Origin of the sequence: Glutamicibacter sp. FR1 (genome assembly GCF_047300825.1) — a bacterium.
In the GTDB taxonomy this organism is placed as follows: domain Bacteria; phylum Actinomycetota; class Actinomycetes; order Actinomycetales; family Micrococcaceae; genus Glutamicibacter; species Glutamicibacter nicotianae.
The window spans coordinates 1,573,177-1,591,932 of the sequence record NZ_CP178602.1; the positions used below are offsets into that span (position 1 = coordinate 1,573,177).

Genomic DNA, 18,756 nt, shown 5'->3' on the forward strand with positions numbered 1-18,756 from the left:
GCCCGGGCGGCCAGACCAGCCGGTAAAGGATCCATCCAGAAGTGTCGTCGAATCAAGACTTGCCCATGCCATCCAAGCGGGACCCGAAACCCAAGGCTTTCCGCATGGACATCCAGGGCCTGCGCGCCATCGCCGTGGGTGTCGTCGTGCTTTACCACTTCTGGGGGCACTATCTGCCCGGCGGCTTCGTCGGCGTCGACGTGTTCTTCGTGATCTCGGGATTCCTGATTACCTCGCATCTGCTGACCAAACCACCGAAGAATTTCGCTGACGTGGCCAATTTCTGGATGCGGCGAGTCAAGCGTCTCATCCCGGCCTCGTTCTTGGTGATTCTGGCCAGCGTCCTGGGCATTTGGCTCTTCGCGCCATCGACTGTCTGGCAAGACTGGGGACTGCAAGCGATGGCAGCGACGTTCTACTTCCAGAACTGGTACCTGGCGCTGACCAAGGTTGATTACCTGGCCGAGGGCGAAGCGGCAAGTCCCTTCCAGCATTTCTGGTCCCTGTCTGCCGAAGAGCAGTTCTATTTCGTCTGGCCAATCATGATCGGCCTGCTGATCTTTGCCGCCATCAAGTTCGGCCTCAAACCGGCGACCGCCGCGTTGGCCGGCATCAGTGCAGTCTTCTTGCTTTCTTTCGGATACTCGCTGTACGCGACAGCAACTGAGCCGGGCAGCGCATACTTCTCAACCTTCACCCGTGTTTGGGAATTCTCCGCCGGCGCATTGGTAGCGGCATTGGGAGCGCGCGCGCATGCGGCAAAGAATGACGTGACCAGCTTGATCGGGTCCTGGGGTGGTGTCCTCGCCATCGCATTCAGCGCGTTGGCTTTCACCGGCCAGATGCCGTTCCCTGGATATATCGCCGCGATTCCAGTATTCGGTACCGCGCTGATCCTGCTCTGCCATTCGACGCACAAGTACTCGCCCAACGTATTTTTGAGCAGTAAGCTGTTCCAATTCTTCGGGGATAATTCCTACGCCATATATCTTTGGCACTGGCCGCTGCTGATTCTGATGCCGTTCATGGTGGACGATTTCAAATGGCCGCAGAAGATCATTGCCTTGGTCCTCACCCTGGTTCTAGCGGTATTGACGCAGAAACTGGTCGAGGTACGATTCCGCAAGTTCATTGACTCCTCCGCGCTGCTCACGGCTCCACGTTTCCTGGCCACTGGAAGTCTTGTCTTGGCTTTGGTGGCGGGTGCCTTCTATCTCAACACCGAACGCATCATCAACGATGCCCAAGACGTCGACAAGGCATTGGCGCAGGTCGAAAAGGAATTGGGCGAGGACTGCTTCGGTGCTGCGTCATTGAGCGATTCGTGCGACGAGTCGGTGAATATCGAAACTGCCTACCAGCCGGTGGCCCCGGCACCAGTTGTTGCGAAGACCGACAAGCCGGTCGTATACAAGGATGATTGCTTCGCCAGCCAGTCTGCCGACTACAAGGACCGCCCGGTCTGCAGTTACGGTGATGGAAAAATCAAGGTCGCGCTGGTTGGAAACTCGCATGCTGGCCAGTGGATTCCCGCACTGGAACCTATGGCCAAGAAAAATGGCTGGACCATCGACACCTATCTCGCCAGCCGCTGTGCCGTGATGGGCGAGCCTCAGGTTTTCGACTCCGAGGCAACTGAAAAGGGATGCGCTGATTTTGGTGGATGGGTCACCAAGCAGATCGAGAAAGAAGACTACGACCTGGTGATCAGTTCCAACCGTCAGTCCCTGCCAGTCTCCGGTTATGAAATGGAGAACACGGCAGAGCCTGCCCAGAAGGCCTACGAAAAAATTCTGGAAGAGTGGGCTGGTACGGGTGCTGCTGTGGCGGTCATCAGGGATACTGCTTTCCCCGGCGAGACCGTGGAGAATGTCCCTGACTGCGTGGCTTCCAATGCTGGAGAGTTCATCGAATGCAGTGGCGATGCAAAGCAGTGGATACCGATGGACCCGCAGTCCGATGCCGTGATCGCGCTTGATAATCCGAACATCATCGACGTCGACATGAATGACCAGCTGTGCGAGGACGGCCGTTGCTTTGCAGTGGTTGGCGGTATCGTGGCCTATTGGGACCACTCGCACCTGACCGAAACCTTTGCAGGATCTCTGTCACCGACTCTGGAATCGCGTCTGAAGAAGGCTCTGGATTCCGAGGAGCTGTTCCCGGCCGCATAAGGCGTCGAATGGACATCGCCTGATGGGCTCCGGCCACAACGCATTGATTGCATCGTGACCGGGTCCCATTGTCATTCTGCAGCGTTCGACCGTGATGCAGGAGCATCTCGGCCTGGGCGGAAGGTGGAGACGCTGGGTTCTCCGGGCAGCCAGAACCTCCATGGGAACTGCGGCCCTCCTGCTATCCCGGCAACTCCAACCCGCGGCCCGGTGCGGATTGCTACCGGAGCGTTGGGCGCGGCGTGGATGGCAAATGGGGGAGAGAACAGGTCCAAGCCATCATGTGCCAACCTCGTGAGTCCCAGCGCAGCTGCCAAGTTTCCCGGTCCGCGGGCTAGCTGGACTTCCGGGATGGGATTGCGCGAGTAGCGGGCTGGGCGTTTCTCCAGCCGGCGGGCCAGTGCCAGTTCTGTCCCAGACGTAATTGCGCCTGAGCGTATCAGCACCCCGGAGGCAATGCCCGGGGGCGAGCAAACGAAATTCAGGGCATAGTGCATGCCGTAGCTGAAATAAACATATGCATGTCCGGGGTCCAGGAACATGGATGCGTTGCGCTCGGTTTTCCGATCTTTCGAGTGGCTGCCGGGATCGTAGGGGCCGCCGGTGCCCAACCCCATGTACGCTTCGGTTTCTGTGATGCGCACGCTGACCGGTCCTTCGGCGGAATCCACGGTGAGCACGGCCCCGAGCAACTGTGGAGCGACGCTGAGCGCATCGGGCAAGAAGAAAGTGCGGTCCATGTCTCCAGTGTGCCTGCTGAAGCCAAATTGTCCCTGGCGCATGCCACGATTCTTTTTACTTGGAACTTGGGGGTTCAAGTAACTCGCACTCGTGAAATGGAGGTGGACCATGAAAAAGTCCATTCTGCCGGCATTTGCACTTGCCGGAATTCTCTCGCTGGCCGCTTGCGGCGTCTCCACGGAAGATTTCGAGGCCGCGCAGGCCTCAAGCTCGGCCATGGCCGCAGAAGTAGAAACACTTCAAGTGCAGCTGACCGAAACGGAATCGCAATTGGCCCTGGCCCAGGACGAAGCTGCAGAGCTTCGCGCGGCCGAAGAAGAACGCGTTGCTGCCGAAGAAGCCGAGAAAGCCCGCAAGGCGAAGGAGAAGAAGGAGAAGGAAGACGCGGCCAAGGCTGAGAAAGCCAAGGCCAACAAGGCCCGGAAAATCACCAAGCGTGAGCTGGCGCAGATCGTGAAGAAGCCGGACTCGCATATCGACGAGAACGTGATCGTCTACGGGCGGGTCACGCAGTTCGACTCGGCGACCGGTCCCTGCACCTTCCGCGCTGATCTCAGCCACGCGCACGTAGGCAAATACGACTACGAGCACAATTCGATGTTCACCGCCGGCGACGGCCTGGTGGATTGCAAGGTGCTTGATGACATCGTGGCCGAGGACATCGTGCAAATCACCGCCACGGTTACCGGTTCGCTGAGCTACGACACCACCATCGGCGGCTCCACGACGGTGCCGAAGTTCCAGGTCGTGAAAATCAAGCGCCTGTAGCCGCACGCGGCGTCAGCGCACCAGTCCGGCATCGGCAGAAAGCATTTTCTGCCGATGCCGGGCTGCCCGTTCTAACCGGCCGCCAGCAGCAGCGTGAACTGTTCGAAACGGTGGCGAAACATTGCCGAGAAGCAACCGTTACCCCCGGCAAGAACTTGATACACAGTGGAAACGAAGCAGCGAGCATTCGGAAACATCGGGTTAGTTCAATAGTCATATCACCACCGATACACCGAATAACTTGAGGGGACGTGATCCAGATGGAGTTGGATGTTGCCAGCTTATGGATCCTGATAGCTGCCGCGCTCGTGCTGCTGATGACACCGGCACTGGGACTTTTCTACGGCGGCATGACTCGCGCCACCGGCGTAGTGAACATGATGCTGATGAGCTTCTCCGCCGCGGCGATCACCGCAGTCGTCTGGGTGCTGTGGGGCTACTCGTTCTCCGCCGGAGAACCAGCCATCGCCGGGATTGTCGGCAACCCGATCAGCGACTTCGCGATGCAAAACACCGAGCAGTCTGAGCTGCTCGCCGCCGGATTCGCCGGAACCTTCGCCATGATCTCCGTGGCCATCATCTCCGGAGCCATCGCCGACCGTGCGCGCTTCGCACCATGGCTGTTCTTCGTGCCGCTGTGGGTCACCCTGGTCTACGCACCGGTTGCCTTCTGGGTCTGGGGCGGCGGCCTGCTTTCCGCCGACGGCTTCCTGGGCAGCATCTTCGGCGAGGCCATCGACTTCGCCGGTGGCGCAGTGGTCCACACCAACGCAGGTATCGCAGCCCTGGTCCTGGCCCTGAAGCTCGGCCAGCGCCACAACTTCCACGACCGTCCGCAGCCGCACAACACCCCGCTGGTGATGCTCGGTGCAGGCCTGCTGTGGTTCGGCTGGTTCGGCTTCAATGCCGGGGCGGCAACCACCGTCGAGCAGGCAGGACTCATCTGGGTCAACACCCTGGCAGCTCCGGGTGCCGCAGTCCTCGGCTGGATCCTGGTCGAGAAGCTGCGCGGCTCCCGCCCCAGCTCGCTGGGCGTTGCCTCCGGCCTGGTGGCCGGCCTGGTAGCCATCACCCCATCCTGCGCCGACGTTGCCCCATGGGCCGCCATGCTGCTGGGCGTGCTGGCCGGAGCCGGTGCCGCCTGGGCCGTGAACCTGAAGTGGAAGCTCGGCTACGACGACTCGCTGGATGTTGTCGGCGTGCACCTGGTCGCCGGCCTGATCGGCACCCTGTTCCTCGGCTTCTTCGCACTGCCAACCGAGGAAAGCGCCGGCGGCCTGTTCTACGGCGGCGGCGTAGCCCAGCTGATCGCCCAGACGGCCACCCTGATCGTGGTCATGGCCTTCTCCGCGGTGATGACCTGGGTCATCGCAACGGTTATTGGAAAGTTCAGCCCATGGCGTGTCACGGCAGACATCGAGATTGCCGGGATCGACGAGGCCGAACACAACGAAAATGGATACCAGCTGGTTTCCAAGTAAGGAGTGGAATCTGGAAAATAACGCAGTACAAGCACGAGGGGCAGGACGTTTCTGAAACGTCCGACAAGACCGCCGGTGGGCCATGCAGCCACCGGCGGTCTTGGCATTTGCCGATGCGCCAGCTGGCACATGTGCAAACCATGGGAATCAGCTTGCCCGGTGGCATCGGCACCGCGAAGGACCTTAGCGTGGCACTGACCAGCCGATCATTCATGCGACTAAGGAGAGTGCCATGACCAGCGAACCACAACAGCCATCAACTCACGGCCAAAAGACGGTGCTGTCCGGCCCCGGACAGGACAGTGCGTACCTGACCACGACCTAGGTGTAGTTCCCCGTGAGGTTGTGAACACGATCTGACGGAGTAAGACCACCGATCCCGGTATGGGGTCGATGATAATTATAGTGATGAAGCCAGGCGCCGTAGGCTGCGGCCCTGGCTTCTTCGCTGTCATAAGCCCTCACGTACGCCCATTCCTGCGACAACGTCCGGTTGAACCGTTCGACTTTCCCATTGGTCTGAGGTCGATACGGTCGGGTGCGCCGGTGCTTCACGCCCGGCCCCAACGCCTGGGCGAACACCTTGGAACGGTAGCAGGAACCGTTATCGGTCATCACCGCGGTGACGACAATGCCAGCCGCGGCGAAGAATCCACGGGCTCGCTGCCAGAACCCGGCTGCGGTTTCCTTCTTCTCGTCGTTGAGGATTTCGGAATAGGCCAGCCGCGAATGGTCGTCGACCGCGTGATGCAGGAAAAGATAGCCCCGTGACCCCTTGGCGCCCTGGCGTGCCGCACGGTCCCGCGCGGCACCGGCCTGGCGGTCTTGGGCTGAACCGCGACCATGCGCGCGCCAGCCTCCGCCCTTTGGGATGCGGCCCAGTTTCTTGATGTCCACATGCACCAGCTCGCCCGGTGCCTGCTTCTCGTAGCGCACAGGGCGGGGCTTGCGTACCGGCAGCCCGGTGGTTTGGTCCAGATGCGCCAGTTTGGGCATCCGGTAGCGGTCCAGGACGCGTCCGACGGTGCTACGGGGAATGCCGAGGTGGTAGCTGATCCGGTGCGGTCCCCATTGCCGGTTGAAGCGTAGGGCAATGATGCGGCGTTCGCTCTTGCGGCACAGTCGTGTCGGAGAGCAAACAGGGCGTGAGGAGCGGTCGCCGAGGGATTCGTTGGCATGGTATCTCGTTGCCCATTTTTTGGCTGTTGCGGGCGAGACCTGGAATCGTTCGGCGGCGCGGCGGATGGGCCAGTGCTCATCGATGATCAAGGAAGCTAGGCGTCGTCTTCCTTCGGGCGTCAGTGGTGCGTTAGCGTGGGACATGAAGACCTCCGTGCACGATGGTGAGTGTGGTAACCCACATCCTGCCGGAGGTCTTCTTCATTCGCTAGTGTTCACAACGTCCCGGGGAACTACACCTAGGGCGCTGAAGTCAACGACACCGATCACTCGCTGAAAGCCGGCGAGCGGGGCCCCACCCTGCTGCAGGACCACCACCTGCGTGAGCAGATCATGCATTTCGATCACGAGCGGATTCCCGAGCGCGTTGTCCATGCGCGCGGTGCCGGCGCCCACGGCACGTTAACCAGCTACGGCAATGCCGGCAAGCTGTGCCGTGCCGACTTCCTTAAGCCCGGACGCCAAACTAAGGTCTTCGTCCGCTTCTCCACCGTGGTCGGATCCCGCGGCTCCATGGACACCGCCCGCGATACCCGCGGCTTCGCCACGAAGTTCTACACTAACGAAGGCATCTTCGACCTGGTGGGCAACAACATCCCGGTGTTCTTCATCCAGGACGGGATCAAGTTCCCGGACCTCGTCCACGCCGCGAAGCCGCATCCCGATACGGAGATCCCGCAGGCGCAATCCGCCCACGACACCTTCTGGGATTTCGTCTCCCTGCATACCCCTGCCCAAGCCCACGTGATGTGGCAGATGAGCGACCCGGGCGCCATCTGGCTGGCTAGCACCGACGCGGATACCTGCGTCCCAGAGCATTGGCTTCAGGGCTTTGCCCGCCTGCACGCCGACGGGGCAGATGCGGTAGCGGGAACCGTGGAACCAGACCGCAGCGAACTCGATGAGCACCTCTTCGCCCTATGGCAGCAGGAATACCGGCCGGTGGAGGGGCATGGCCATATCCACGGCGCGAACTTCGGCGTGTGCGCTGCCGCCTATCTGGCTGTCGGAGGCTTCGAGCCGCTGGCGGCCCGGGAGGATGTGGCACTGGTGGAAGCCTTGCGCCATGCCGGCTACCGGGTCCAGGCCACGGCCCGGCTGCAGGCAACCACCTCTGGGCGCTTGCGCGGCCGGCTGGACGAAGGCTTCGCGGACTATCTGGCAGCCCTGGAACACCGGATGCTCAACACCGGCTAGCATCCAGCAAGCAGACCTGGTCCCTGGCATGGAAACAGCCCCCTGGTGAACTGCGCGGTGCGCAGATTACCAGAGGGCTGTACCAGTGGCAGCGTTGCCAGCTGTCATGAGCTGCTGCCGGACTCCTGTGCGGCGTAGCTGTGTCCTGGCGCATTCGCGTCGAAATGGGGCACCGCGTGGGCGACCGCACTGTACTGCCAATACTTCACGCGGAATGCTGCCATGCCGCTGTGCTCGGCCTGCGCGAACAAATCCTTGATCGTGCTGCGCGGCGCGCTGGCCGGAACCACTTCCAAGACTGGAGAAGGCTCGGAAATGTGCAAGAATTTCAGCTCCCCGGTCTGCTTTCCTAGCATCGCGACCAGCACAGGCCGCTTGTGCACTGACACGAGGCCCATGACATCATCGAGCGATTCCTCAGGCTGCGTCATGACCACTGGCATTCCCTGGGTCCAGCCATAATTGCCCAAATGTCTTCTGCCCTCGCGTGATCCCAGCAACTCAGCAACGCGCACCGCAGTCTGGGATCTGACTAGCCTTCCTGGCATGTGAACTACCCTCCACTTCTAGACGATACTTCTCACTTCAACTATGCAGTTTTCCGGCCCCTGAGGCGGCGGCATGGCCTTCTGTGACGCTGTCGACCATACGCCAAGCGGTGGGGGACTTGGTATGAAATTATCATTGGCCCACCAAGTTCTTGTGCACCCGTCCCGATTCTGAGGAAATTCCCAGACTTTATTTTTTACTAGTCAAAAGCTTTATTGCAGGAATTGGCTTGGGCTGCGCGGGCTCGGTTCGCCTATGTAGTTGCGTGCCGCTGATCCATCGCCGGCAACCAAGGAAGCTGATTATCGGCTCAGGTGCGCCCAAGCTCGCGCAGTGCCCGATGCGCCGCATGCCAGCCGGCCATGCCATGCACCCCGCCACCCGGCGGCGTGGAAGAGGAGCACAGGTACAGTCCCGGCACGCCGAGGGAATAGGGATTGGGCGAAGCGGAGGGGCGGAAGAATTGCTGGGTGCCGGACAGCGATCCGCCGCCGATATCGCCGCCGACCAGGTTGGGATCCCAAGCCTGCAGCTGCGCCGGGGAAGTGTCCACCCGCTGCACGATCCGGTCCCTGAAGCCCGGCGCGAACCGCTCGATCTGCGCATCGATAAGCGCACCGGCATCCCCGGCATAGCCCTGGGGCACGTGGGCGTAGGTCCAGATGACGTGGCGGCCAGCTCTCCTGCGTTCTGCATCGCCCGGTCCAGCGATGCTGCGGTATCCCATAACCCTGCGTGCTTGACCTGCGCCGGGCCGGAAGCCAACTGGAAAAGGTCATAGCGCAGATTGCTGCTGGCAGCCTTCAGCACTGCGCTCAGCATGCCCAGGAAGAACTCGGCGACATCGGCCACCAGTTGCGGCTTGGCTTGCTGCGAGAGCCAGCGCAGGTCATCCAGAGCGGTCATGGCCAGCGCACCGAGTGCGGCAGAGGATTTCGCGACCTGCAAGCAGGCCTGTGCAAGGCGGCGGTCGCGCTGCTCCGAGGCCGGTTGCGCGTAGGCTACCCCGAACTCCGCGGAAGCCCGCGCATCACGGTCTGCCATGGCCAGCGCGTTGAGCCGCAGCTGCTTGGCCCGTGACAGCAGGCCGGTGAGTTCGGACTGTGCGGTCGCCGAAGCCGATACGTAGCCGCCGGACATTGACATCAGCGCGGCGGCGGCTGCGAGCATCAGCGCCGCCGCGGCTGCGCCGCCCGGGTTCCCGTCCGATTCAGCCAGCTCCTCCAGCCAGCGTCCAATGCGTGCATCGCTGATTGGACGCTGCGCCAGGCTATTCGCCATGCCCCTGGTCTTGGCTCATCGAACCTTCACCGGGCGGGGTTTCACCCGGTGGTACCGAACCTCCCGGTTCAAGCCCGGTAATCAGTTGCTCTTCTGGATCGGGGTTGGATGTGGCCGCGGCCTCGCGGTTGGCTGATTGCGCATCGTCGTGTGCGTCGTCGCGTTCGCCATCGTCCTGCGGCGCGGAGAATTCCTGCGGGTTCATCGGCTGCTCCTGTCTGCATGATTGCTGGAGGTGAGAGTCCAGCCCTTGTCCGCTCACGCTAGACAGCGCTCGGCGGCGGGTTCAACAGCAAGGAGCAATTCACACCGAACGCTCGGATTGAGGTGCGCTGCCTGCCGGGGATCAACCTGCCGAGGACTATCCATGCCCCAGGTGCTTGAGCACTGCTGCATGCAGGCGCGCATCGGACAGCAACCGGAAATGCCCCAGCGTGGACAGCTTGATATTGGTGGCTCCGGCCAAGTCGCAGCCGCCGGGAATGTGCGGGTCGAAGCTGCTGTAGATGGAGATGATCCGCGAATTCACGCTCAAGTTGGCCGAGAGCTCGAGCAGCCCCTGGTCATTGGGGGACAAGGCCCGCAGGGAGCGGATCGGAGCATAGCGTGCATAGCGCGAACCGGAGAAAGGAGTGCCGATGGCGATCATCCGGTTGATCCGGTAGCCCTGCAGTGAGGCGGCCATGAGGTACTTGCCGATCAGGCCGCCCTTGCTGTGCGCCACCAGCACCGCACCGTCGAGCTGCTCCGTGGCCAGGTAGCGGGAAACTGCCTCGGACATCTCCGGTACGGTGCCGTGGTTGAAGCCGAGCTGGGGGATCACATGCACCGGGTGGCCGGCTTGGTGCAGCGCTTTGGCCAGCGGGAGCATGAATTTCCAGGCTTCCCAGATTCCCGGAATCAGCACCACCGGTTCGGCCGCCGGGTCGTTGCCCGTGCGCAGCTGGTCGGCCGGCGTGCCCGGCAGCAGCGAACGAAGCTGCCCGGCGCCAGCATAAAGATAATCTTGCAGCCATGCGCAGGACAGCATTGCCCACCGGGAAAGCCTGCCGGCCAGGGCGCTGGTCTCCATCGTGGATCCTCCGTTTTTCACCGCGCTGCGGGGACCGGTTGCCCCGGGGTCCCTCCTCACAGCATTATCAGCACATCAGCACGGTTCAAGCAGGAAGCGATATTGTCCGCCCAGGAATTTCCGGGTTTCCGGCGGCCGAGCAGTTGTCGCCAACGCGCCGTATCGAAGCAGGAATCCCGGGTGGAATCAGCGCTCGCCGGAAGACGAGCAGGCATCGGAACCGCAACGTTTTGATGCCGGATTTCCGGGGTGGCGGCACGGCTGGGATGGTGCCGCGGGAGAACGGTGTTCCGCAGGACCATCCCCGCCGTTGCAAAAGCCTTCAACTAGCCATGGATTATTCATCGGGCTAGGGCTATTCTGAGGTTCTGTTGAGTAATTGCAGTTTTGGGGGACTGGCAAGTTATGAAACGACAACATCATGGTTTAAGCAGTTCTATGCCGCGCGGAGTCTTGGGGACCAGCCGCCGGTTGCCGTATGGGGCACTGGCTATCGCTGCGGCATTTGGCCTGAGCAGTGCATTGGCGTGGCCCGGTGCGGCCGGTGCAATGCCTGCCAGAGCCGAATCAAGCACCGTGGCCTTCAGCGCGGAATCCCGGCCGCTGCTCGGGCGCGACGTCGTCACCGTACCGGATATGCCCGAAGTGGCCGGCATAGAAATCACCGGCCTGAAATCTGGCACTGAGAGGCTCAGCGGGTCCGAGCCTGGCCCGGTGGCACAGGTGGCTGAGCGTCGAGCTTCTATGACGGCAACGTCGAGTTCGGGGGTAACAGTGCCGCCCGCACCGATTGCCGCGTCCCAGGAGATCCGGACGGCCATGCTGCGCACCGGCCTGCTGCTGGAGCACCCGGTGGCCACCCGGCAAATCTCCAGTGCGTTCGGCTGGAGAGCCAACCCGACAGGTGCCGGGCACCAAATCCACATCGGCCAGGATTATCCCATTGCCTGCGGCTCGCCTGTTCGGGCCAGCGAGACCGGCAGGGTGATTGTCGCCGGCTGGGCGGGCCATTCCGGCCAACGGGTCACCATTGACCACGGGAATCGGGTGCAGACCGGATACAGCCACAATTCGCTGCTGCTGGTAAGCGTTGGCGAATTCGTGGTCCAAGGCCAAGTCATTGCGTTGTCCGGGACAACCGGCAATTCCACTGGGTGCCATGTGCATTTCGAAGTCATCGTCAATGGGCAGTGGCAGAATCCGAGCAACTACCTGCCGATGGCCGGCGGGCAACGGCGAGCGGTGCTTGCAACCGGGCCATTTGCGGTGGACGCCGGCAGTGCCCTGCGCCAGCAATCGGTTGCTGGAGCGTTTGGGCATTCTTCCGGGACCTCAAGCAACCGCGGCTCAGCAGGCGAAGAACGCCCAACCCGTGTGAAGCATTACCAGGCTGACCCGGTGCAGCCATCTGCCGAGGGCAACCAGAAAAAGGCCAAGATGGCCAAGCCTAGGAATCAGCCGAAAAAGGATCACTCGAAAGCCAGCCCGTCTCCACGAACCACGCAGGCGGCACCGCAGTCGAACAAGGCGCCTAAGCCGCCGAAGAAGCTAGGAACCGAACGCCCGAAGGCCCAGCCAACGCAAACTCCTGTTCCAGCTGAGCCAAGCGCGTCAACGGCAGCGCCAACGCCAAGCACTGGACCAGTGGAGCAACCCAGCGCTTCCGCATCACCTACCGCGTCACCCACCGAGTCGACGATGCCTTCGGCATCACCGAGCGCCTCGGAGTCTCCAGCTCCGGAGAATCCAACAGAGGAAGTGGAATCCACCCAGCCACCTCCATTGGCCGAGCCGACCCTCGCTCCTGAACCGAGCCCGGACTCGGGTATCGAACCGCAGCAGGAGAAAGAAACGGGAAACCCGGACACGTCGGACCATGAGGAGGAAACCGAGCCCACGGCCGGGACAGAGAAGATCATCGGAGTAGCCCAGCCGAAGATCGTGGACATGCAGGCAGAGAAGCGCCAGAAGGCTCCACCTGTAGCCAAGGAGCTGGCGCCGGCCAAGCCTGCTGCTCCAGAGAAGAAGAGCGCAAAGAAGCCAGCGGCTGAAAAGCCCAAGCCGGCAGCTCCGGCCAAGGCGGCTGCGCCTGCAGCGAAGAAGGTCGCGAAGGCCCCGGTCGCGGCGGTTCCGCAACCTCAGCCGAAGCCAAAGCTGCAGCCGAAACCAAAACCGAAGCCAATGCCAAAGCCTCCAGTTGCGGCGCCGGCCGTGCAGAAAGCTGCCCCGACAGCGGCCAAGCCGAACCCGAAGGGCGCGGTTCCTGCACCGGCTGAAGCTGCCGCCCCAGCCAAGGTGCCGAAGCCGTCGGCAGGCACCGCGCCTGCTGCCCGCGAGGCAAAGCCGTAGCCCTTGGCTGCCGGCATCCGAAGCTGCTCCCATCCTTTCGGAGGGGAGCAGCTTCGGCGTTGCGCCATAGGCTGCTGGTGAAACGCTGCACAGCTGGTTAGTTCGGCGCCCGATTATTGATATTCTTGGGAGTTGAGTCCTGTGCGATTTTCCAATGCGCACCACAAGACCTATCGAAAGAAGTGCCCGGCACGTGTTTAATTCACTTTCCGATCGCCTGACAGAAACCTTCAAGAACCTGCGCGGCAAGGGCCGCCTGAGCGAAGCGGACATCGACGGTACCGTACGCGAGATCCGCCGCGCCCTGCTTGACGCCGACGTCGCCGTGCCGGTGGTTCGCGGCTTCGTGGCCCAGGTGAAGGAACGCGCTCTGGGTGCCGAGGTCTCCGAGTCGCTGAACCCGGGCCAGCAGGTCGTCAAGATCGTCAACGAGGAACTCGTGGGCATCCTCGGCGGGGAAACCCGCCGGCTGAACCTGGCCAAGAACCCTCCCACGGTGATCATGCTCGCCGGCCTGCAGGGCGCCGGCAAGACCACCCTGGCCGGCAAGCTGGCCAAGCACCTGAAGGCCGAAGGCCACACCCCGATGCTGGTGGCCTGCGACCTGCAGCGCCCCAACGCGGTCAAGCAGCTGCAGATCAACGGCGAACGCGCCGGCGTGCCGGTCTACGCACCGCACCCGGGCGTCTCCTCCGAATTCGACACCCCGACCGGCGACCCGGTAGCAGTGGCCCGCGACGGCGTGGCCGAAGCCAAGACCAAGCTGCACGACATCGTGATTGTCGATACCGCCGGCCGCCTGGGCGTGGACACCGAGATGATGGCCCAGGCCGCGAACATCCGCGCCGCCATCAACCCGGATGAAGTGCTCTTCGTCATCGACGCGATGATCGGCCAGGACGCGGTCAACACCGCCCAGGCCTTCCATGAGGGCGTGGACTTCACCGGCGTGGTCCTGTCCAAGCTGGACGGCGACGCCCGCGGCGGCGCCGCCCTGTCGGTGGCCTCGGTGACCGGCAAGCCGGTCATGTTCGCCTCCACCGGCGAGAACCTGGACGACTTCGAGATCTTCCACCCGGACCGCATGGCTTCGCGCATCCTGGACATGGGCGATGTGCTCACCCTGATCGAGCAGGCCGAGAAGAACTGGGACAAGGGCGAAGCCGAGCGCATGGCGAAGAAGTTCGCCGACCAGGAAGACTTCACCCTGGACGACTTCCTCGCCCAGATGGCCCAGATCAAGAAGATGGGCTCGATGAAGAAGCTGCTGGGCATGATGCCCGGCGCGCAGATCTCCCGCCAGCAGCTTGAGCAGTTCGACGAGCGCCAGATCGACCGCGTCGAGGCCATCGTCCGTTCGATGACCCCGCATGAGCGCGTGGCCCCGAAGATCATCAACGGCTCTCGCCGCGCACGCATCGCCAAGGGCTCGGGCGTCTCGGTCTCCGAGGTGAACCAGATGCTGGAGCGCTTTGGCGAAGCGCAGAAGATGATGAAGAAGATGGCTGCCGGCGGCGGCATCCCGGGCATGCCGGGTGCCGGCAAGGGCGCAGCCCGCAAGGCGAAAGCCAAGGGCAAGGGCAAGAAGCAGAAGTACGGCAACCCAGCCAAGGCCGCGCAGGCCGAGCTGGAGGCCAAGAACAAGAAGGCCGCAGCCCCGAACGGTGCCGCCTTCGGCGCAGGCGCCAACCAGGACTTCGATCCGTCGAGCCTGAACCTGCCAGCCGGCTTCGAGAAGTACCTGGGCAACAAGTAGGCCCTGGTTCCCTGTACAGGGAAGTGACCGCGCCATGGGAACTGGAACCAGTTCCCATGGCGCGGTTTTCCTTTGCGCAGCACAGCGCCACCTATGATTGATAGATAACGACAATCCCACCCGCGAAAGGGGTCCGCCTCCGTGGATTCAACCGAGTTCAACTACCTCAACCTGGAATTCATCTTCATGGGCGACAAGCCTGATGCGGCCGCGCTGATCCGCACCGCGCTGGCCGACCGGCGCCTGCTGGGATTCATCGGCGGGGCAGTTGAACGCGAGCATTCCACCGAAGTGATGGCCGAGGTGGCCACGGTGAGCGAAGCCCGCGATGCGGTGCTCTACCGCATCGATGCCAAGGGCAAGCTGCGCGAAGGCTCGCGCGTGACCAAGCTGGTCCACGAACTGAAGAACTCCACCGGTGCCGACTACGTGCTTGTGGACGGGGACGAGATCGACGGGCCCAACCCGGATGAGGAGCTGCTGGGCGACTACGGCACTTCCAGCGAGCTGCTGCACGGTCCGAAGCTCAAGGCCTCCGAGCTGGTGCTCGCGGCAGGCTTCGACAAAAACGAGATCACCGTGTGGGAGCACGGCGCCGGGCTGATGGCCATGCCCCAGGAACCGGTTTATGCCCCGAGCATCGGGCGTTCAAACCGCCCATACCTGTCCCTGGACCGTACCGGCAATGTCATCACCGCAACCATCGAAGCCAAGGGGCCGCGCCTGGAGCTGTTCGGCTCCTCGATGTCCATGACGGTGGACCTGGAACGCACCGTCATCCTGGAGCCGGAAGCCGGCAGCCCGGCAGCGGTGCGCCTCGAAGAACTGGATCACCTGCTCCATGGCTGGGACGAGACGGAACTGGAGCTCATCGAGCAGCTGGTCGACGATCCTGCCCACCGCGCCGAGGCGCAGCAGCTGGCTCGCGGCAGCAGGGATTTGAAGGATCTCAAGCGCCTGCTGACGCTGCTGGGCTTCGATGCGCGCAGCGTCGACTACCTCACTGGCCGTCCGCTGCCCGAAGAACGCCGGGTCATCACCACCGGCGGCCCATACAAGACCATCAAGTCGGCCCTGGCCGAGCAGGAGCGCGAAGCCAAGGGCCTGGAACGGCTGCTCTACCGCCACAACTGGAACCCCAAGGCGCTGATCGGTTCAGGCGCAGCGGTGCTGGCATCCGGTGCGGCAGTGCACCTGGTGCTGGCCAAGAGCGAACGCTTTGCCTGGCTGCCCAAGCCGGCGCGCCAGCTGCTGATGCTGGCCTGGTACGCCGACGGCGCCTTCTACCTGGGCAAGGGCCTCGTCGACGCGCTGAAAGCCAAGCGCAGCCGCTAGCCAATCGCAGCAAACCAGAGGCCAGCCCGGCAGGTAGCGAGAATGCTTCCTGGCGGGCTGGCCTTTGCCGCAAAGTCCTAGCCGCGGTCCTTGAGTTCAGGGAAATCGGTATCTCGGTACTCTCCGGTCACGGTGGTGCCGGCAGCATGCCGTTCTTCTTCGGCCAGGCGCAGCTCGACGCGGCGGATCTTGCCCGAGATGGTCTTGGGCAGGGTGGTGAATTCCAGCCGGCGGATCCGCTTGTAGGGGGCCAGCTGCTCGCGGCAGAAGCCGAGGATGTCCTTGGCTACCTCGGCGGATGGCTCCAGGTTGCCGGCTAGCACCACGAAGGCCTTGGGCACCGAGAGCTTCAGCGGATCAGGAGAGGGCACCACGGCCGCCTCGGCCACCGCAGGATGCTCCAGCAGCACCGACTCCAGCTCGAACGGGCTGAGCTTGTAGTCGCTGGACTTGAAGATGTCATCGGCGCGGCCCACATAGGTCAGCACGCCTTCCTCATCGCGTTCGGCGATATCGCCGGTGTGGTAAACGCCGCCCTGCATCGCTTCGGCGGTTTTCTCCTCATCGGCGAAGTAGCCCTTCATCAAGCCTGCCGGAGCCGGATCAAGCCGCAGGCAGATTTCCCCGATTTCGGCCAGCTGCCCGGTGGTCGGGTTGCGCAGTTCCACCGCATAGCCCGGCATCGGGCGGCCCATTGCGCCGACCTTCACCTCGGTGCCCGGCGAATTGGCGATCTGCACCGTGGTTTCGGTCTGCCCGTAGCCATCGCGGATCACCTGGCCCCAGGCCTTGCGCACCTGGTCGATGACCTCTGCATTCAACGGCTCGCCTGCGGAGACCAGCTTGCGCGGGGGAGTCTTCAGGGTGCCCAGGTCCGCCTGGATCAGCAGGCGCCATACGGTGGGCGGAGCGCAGAAGCTGGTGACCTTCTCCACCGCCATCTGGTTCATCAGCGCCAGCGGATCAAAGCGCTCGTAGTTGTAGACGAACACCGTCGCCTCGGCGATCCACGGGCCGAAGAAGTTCGACCAGGCGTGCTTGCCCCACCCGGGGGATGCCACATTCAGGTGCACGTCGCCTGGTTCCAGGCCGATCCAGAACATCGTTGCCAGGTGGCCCACGGTGTACGAGGTGTGGGTGTGCTGCACCAGCTTGGCCAGCGAGGTGGTTCCCGAGGTGAAGTAGAGCAGCATGTTCTCATCGGCCAGCGTCGGGGTATCCAGGCTGAATTCGGCCGGCGCGTCGTGGGACTTGCCGTAGTGCAAGGTGCCCTCGCTGGCCTCTCCGCGCACCTGGACGATCCGGTAGTCCCCGGGGACCGTGTCGAATTTGGCGACCTGGTCATGGCTGGTGATCACCCAGTTCGCGTTGCCGCGCTCGATGCGGTCGGCCAGATCCGCGCTGACCAGCTGCGTGGTCGACGGGATGATCACCGCGCCGAGCTTCATGCCCGCCAGCATCACCTCCCACAGGGCCACCTCGTTACCCAGCATGACGATGATGGTGTCGCCGCGCTGCAGGCCCTCATCCGAGAGCCAGCGGGCCACCTGGCTGGAGCGGCGCGAGAGCTCGGCCCAGCTGTAGCGTGCGGAGCTGCCATCGGGTTCGGTGAGGATCAGTGCCGGTTCATTGGCCCGCGCCGGATCCTTGGCAACCTGGTCAAACCAGTCAAAGCCGAAATTGAACTCACTGAACTGAGGCCAGGTGAACTCGGTCCGTGCCTGCTGGTAATCGTTGCGCAATTCCAGGAGCCGATCTCGGGCAGCTCTGAATTCATCGGTAACGCTCACAACTAACCTTCCCTCGCGTGGACAATGGCGCCCCGTCGTTAGAGTGAGGCGGATCACTGGCCAATATACTTGGAAGTCCAAGGGTTTGAAAGCGTTGTTGCCGACCGACATCTTGAATCACCTGAGGTCGGGGGTGTTGAATTAGTGTATGAGCCAGCAGCCCAAGGTACTTGTCTGTGGTCCATCCAGCTGGAATCAGCTGGTTGAGCTTGACCGCCTGCCCGAACCCCGCCCCCAGCAACTCCTCGCCAACAGCGCATGGCGTACCGTCGGTGGCACTTCTGCGGGCAAGGCACTGCACTTGAGTTCGCTGGATGTCGCCACCGAGCTCTTTACCCAAGTGGGCGACGATGAATCCGGGCGTGTGCTGCGGCGTGCGCTCTTGGGCGCTGGCATCAACCTGCAGGTGGTGCCCAGCGCGAGCACTGAGCAGCATGTTAACCTCATGGCTGGCGGCCAGCGGGTCTCGGTCTATCTTGCCACGCCGTCCACTCCCGCGGATGCGGATGTCCAAGCCGTTTGCGCCGCGGTGCGCGAAGCCGATCTGGCGGTGATTGATCTGAGCGAGTTGGGGTTGCGGGTCATTGAGCGATTGCGTGGGCTGGCCGTGCCGCTGTGGGTCGACCTGCATGACTTTGATGGCTTTACCTCGTTCCATCAGCCATTCCTGGACGCGGCTTCTGTGGTTTTCATGAACGATGATGCCACCAGTGACCCGTGGGAGCTGCTGGCCGGTTGCCTGCGCCGCGGCCCCGGTCTGGGTATTTGCACGCTGGGGGAGCAGGGCGCGGTGGCCATGGATCGCCAGGGCCGGCGTTGGGAAGTGGCCGCGCCAAAGGTCGAGGTGGTCGATACCAATGGTGCCGGAGATGCCTTCATGGCGGGATTCTTGGCGGCCCGGCTGCGCGGCGCGCCAGTGCAGGCGTCGATGGAGGCGGCTGCCAGCAGTGCGGCGGCAGCGCTATCGAGCAGGCATCTGCACCCGAAGCTCGCCCAGTTGCCAGCCTAGCGGAGCGGTGCACCCGATGCGTTCAATGGCGTGATCACCGGAACACCAGAATTTACTTGAGGCATCAAGTAAATT

14 protein-coding genes and 2 pseudogenes are annotated in these 18,756 nt (G+C 62.9%); 8 read left to right on the forward strand and 8 right to left on the reverse strand.

Features of this window, described 5'->3' with window-relative positions; translation table 11 throughout:
- Positions 1-41: 41 nt before the first annotated feature.
- On the forward strand, positions 42-2,174 hold the full coding sequence (locus ACLQ8T_RS07590; RefSeq protein WP_413456264.1) for an acyltransferase family protein: 2,133 nt from the start codon (positions 42-44) through the stop codon (positions 2,172-2,174).
- Positions 2,175-2,245: 71 nt separating this feature from the next.
- Here the strand turns inward: ACLQ8T_RS07590 and ACLQ8T_RS07595 are convergent, their stop codons facing one another.
- Positions 2,246-2,914: a DNA-3-methyladenine glycosylase gene (locus ACLQ8T_RS07595; protein WP_413456265.1), complete on the reverse strand. Its 669-nt coding sequence runs from the start codon at positions 2,912-2,914 to the stop codon at positions 2,246-2,248.
- A gap of 109 nt (positions 2,915-3,023) precedes the next feature.
- Between ACLQ8T_RS07595 and ACLQ8T_RS07600 the strand changes: the two genes are divergently transcribed.
- Both ACLQ8T_RS07600 and ACLQ8T_RS07605 read left to right on the forward strand, forming a co-directional pair.
- Positions 3,024-3,683, forward strand: a complete 660-nt coding sequence (locus ACLQ8T_RS07600) for a hypothetical protein (RefSeq protein WP_413456266.1) — start codon at positions 3,024-3,026, stop codon at positions 3,681-3,683.
- A gap of 260 nt (positions 3,684-3,943) precedes the next feature.
- Positions 3,944-5,164: an ammonium transporter gene (locus tag ACLQ8T_RS07605; RefSeq protein ID WP_413456393.1), complete on the forward strand. Its 1,221-nt coding sequence runs from the start codon at positions 3,944-3,946 to the stop codon at positions 5,162-5,164.
- 321 nt (positions 5,165-5,485) lie between these two features.
- Here the strand turns inward: ACLQ8T_RS07605 and ACLQ8T_RS07610 are convergent, their stop codons facing one another.
- A complete protein-coding gene (locus ACLQ8T_RS07610; RefSeq protein WP_413455854.1) occupies positions 5,486-6,487 on the reverse strand; it encodes an IS481 family transposase in 1,002 nt (333 codons plus the stop codon).
- Positions 6,488-6,586: 99 nt separating this feature from the next.
- On the opposite strand from ACLQ8T_RS07610, the pseudogene ACLQ8T_RS07615 reads away from it, so the two are divergent.
- A pseudogene (locus ACLQ8T_RS07615) lies at positions 6,587-7,114 on the forward strand (catalase); the annotation flags it as partial.
- 530 nt (positions 7,115-7,644) lie between these two features.
- Here the strand turns inward: ACLQ8T_RS07615 and ACLQ8T_RS07620 are convergent.
- The 5 genes and pseudogenes from ACLQ8T_RS07620 to ACLQ8T_RS07640 all read right to left on the reverse strand — a co-directional run bounded on the left by ACLQ8T_RS07620 (position 7,645) and on the right by ACLQ8T_RS07640 (position 10,442).
- Entirely contained in the window at positions 7,645-7,971 is a 327-nt protein-coding gene (locus ACLQ8T_RS07620) for a hypothetical protein (protein ID WP_223308937.1), read from the reverse strand.
- A 428-nt stretch (positions 7,972-8,399) separates the two neighbouring features.
- Positions 8,400-8,816: a phytoene desaturase family protein gene (locus tag ACLQ8T_RS07625; protein WP_413456436.1), complete on the reverse strand. Its 417-nt coding sequence runs from the start codon at positions 8,814-8,816 to the stop codon at positions 8,400-8,402.
- 116 nt (positions 8,817-8,932) lie between these two features.
- Positions 8,933-9,370 (reverse strand): annotated as a pseudogene (locus tag ACLQ8T_RS07630) (cyclodeaminase/cyclohydrolase family protein); the annotation flags it as partial.
- Complete coding sequence (locus ACLQ8T_RS07635; protein WP_141355555.1) at positions 9,360-9,575, reverse strand: DUF6480 family protein; 216 nt, start codon at positions 9,573-9,575, stop codon at positions 9,360-9,362. The gene ACLQ8T_RS07635 and the pseudogene ACLQ8T_RS07630, both read right to left, overlap by 11 nt.
- 156 nt (positions 9,576-9,731) lie before the next feature.
- Positions 9,732-10,442, reverse strand: coding sequence for an alpha/beta hydrolase (locus tag ACLQ8T_RS07640; RefSeq protein WP_413456267.1), 711 nt, complete (start codon positions 10,440-10,442; stop codon positions 9,732-9,734).
- Between the two features lie 438 nt (positions 10,443-10,880).
- Here ACLQ8T_RS07640 and ACLQ8T_RS07645 point away from each other — a divergent pair, with 438 nt between their 5' ends.
- From ACLQ8T_RS07645 to ACLQ8T_RS07655, 3 genes are all read left to right on the forward strand, one after another.
- Positions 10,881-12,791, forward strand: coding sequence for a peptidoglycan DD-metalloendopeptidase family protein (locus ACLQ8T_RS07645; RefSeq protein WP_413456268.1), 1,911 nt, complete (start codon positions 10,881-10,883; stop codon positions 12,789-12,791).
- Positions 12,792-12,984: 193 nt separating this feature from the next.
- Positions 12,985-14,547, forward strand: a complete 1,563-nt coding sequence (gene ffh / locus ACLQ8T_RS07650; RefSeq protein WP_413456269.1) for a signal recognition particle protein — start codon at positions 12,985-12,987, stop codon at positions 14,545-14,547.
- 141 nt (positions 14,548-14,688) lie between these two features.
- On the forward strand, positions 14,689-15,882 hold the full coding sequence (locus ACLQ8T_RS07655) for a hypothetical protein (RefSeq protein ID WP_413456270.1): 1,194 nt from the start codon (positions 14,689-14,691) through the stop codon (positions 15,880-15,882).
- Positions 15,883-15,959: 77 nt separating this feature from the next.
- On the opposite strand, the gene ACLQ8T_RS07660 is transcribed toward ACLQ8T_RS07655, so the two are convergent.
- Positions 15,960-17,672 (reverse strand): AMP-binding protein, encoded by a 1,713-nt coding sequence (locus tag ACLQ8T_RS07660; RefSeq protein ID WP_413456271.1) that lies wholly within the window; start codon positions 17,670-17,672, stop codon positions 15,960-15,962.
- Between the two features lie 148 nt (positions 17,673-17,820).
- Between ACLQ8T_RS07660 and ACLQ8T_RS07665 the strand changes: the two genes are divergently transcribed.
- A complete protein-coding gene (locus tag ACLQ8T_RS07665) occupies positions 17,821-18,681 on the forward strand; it encodes a carbohydrate kinase family protein (protein WP_413456272.1) in 861 nt (286 codons plus the stop codon).
- Positions 18,682-18,756 lie beyond the last annotated feature (75 nt).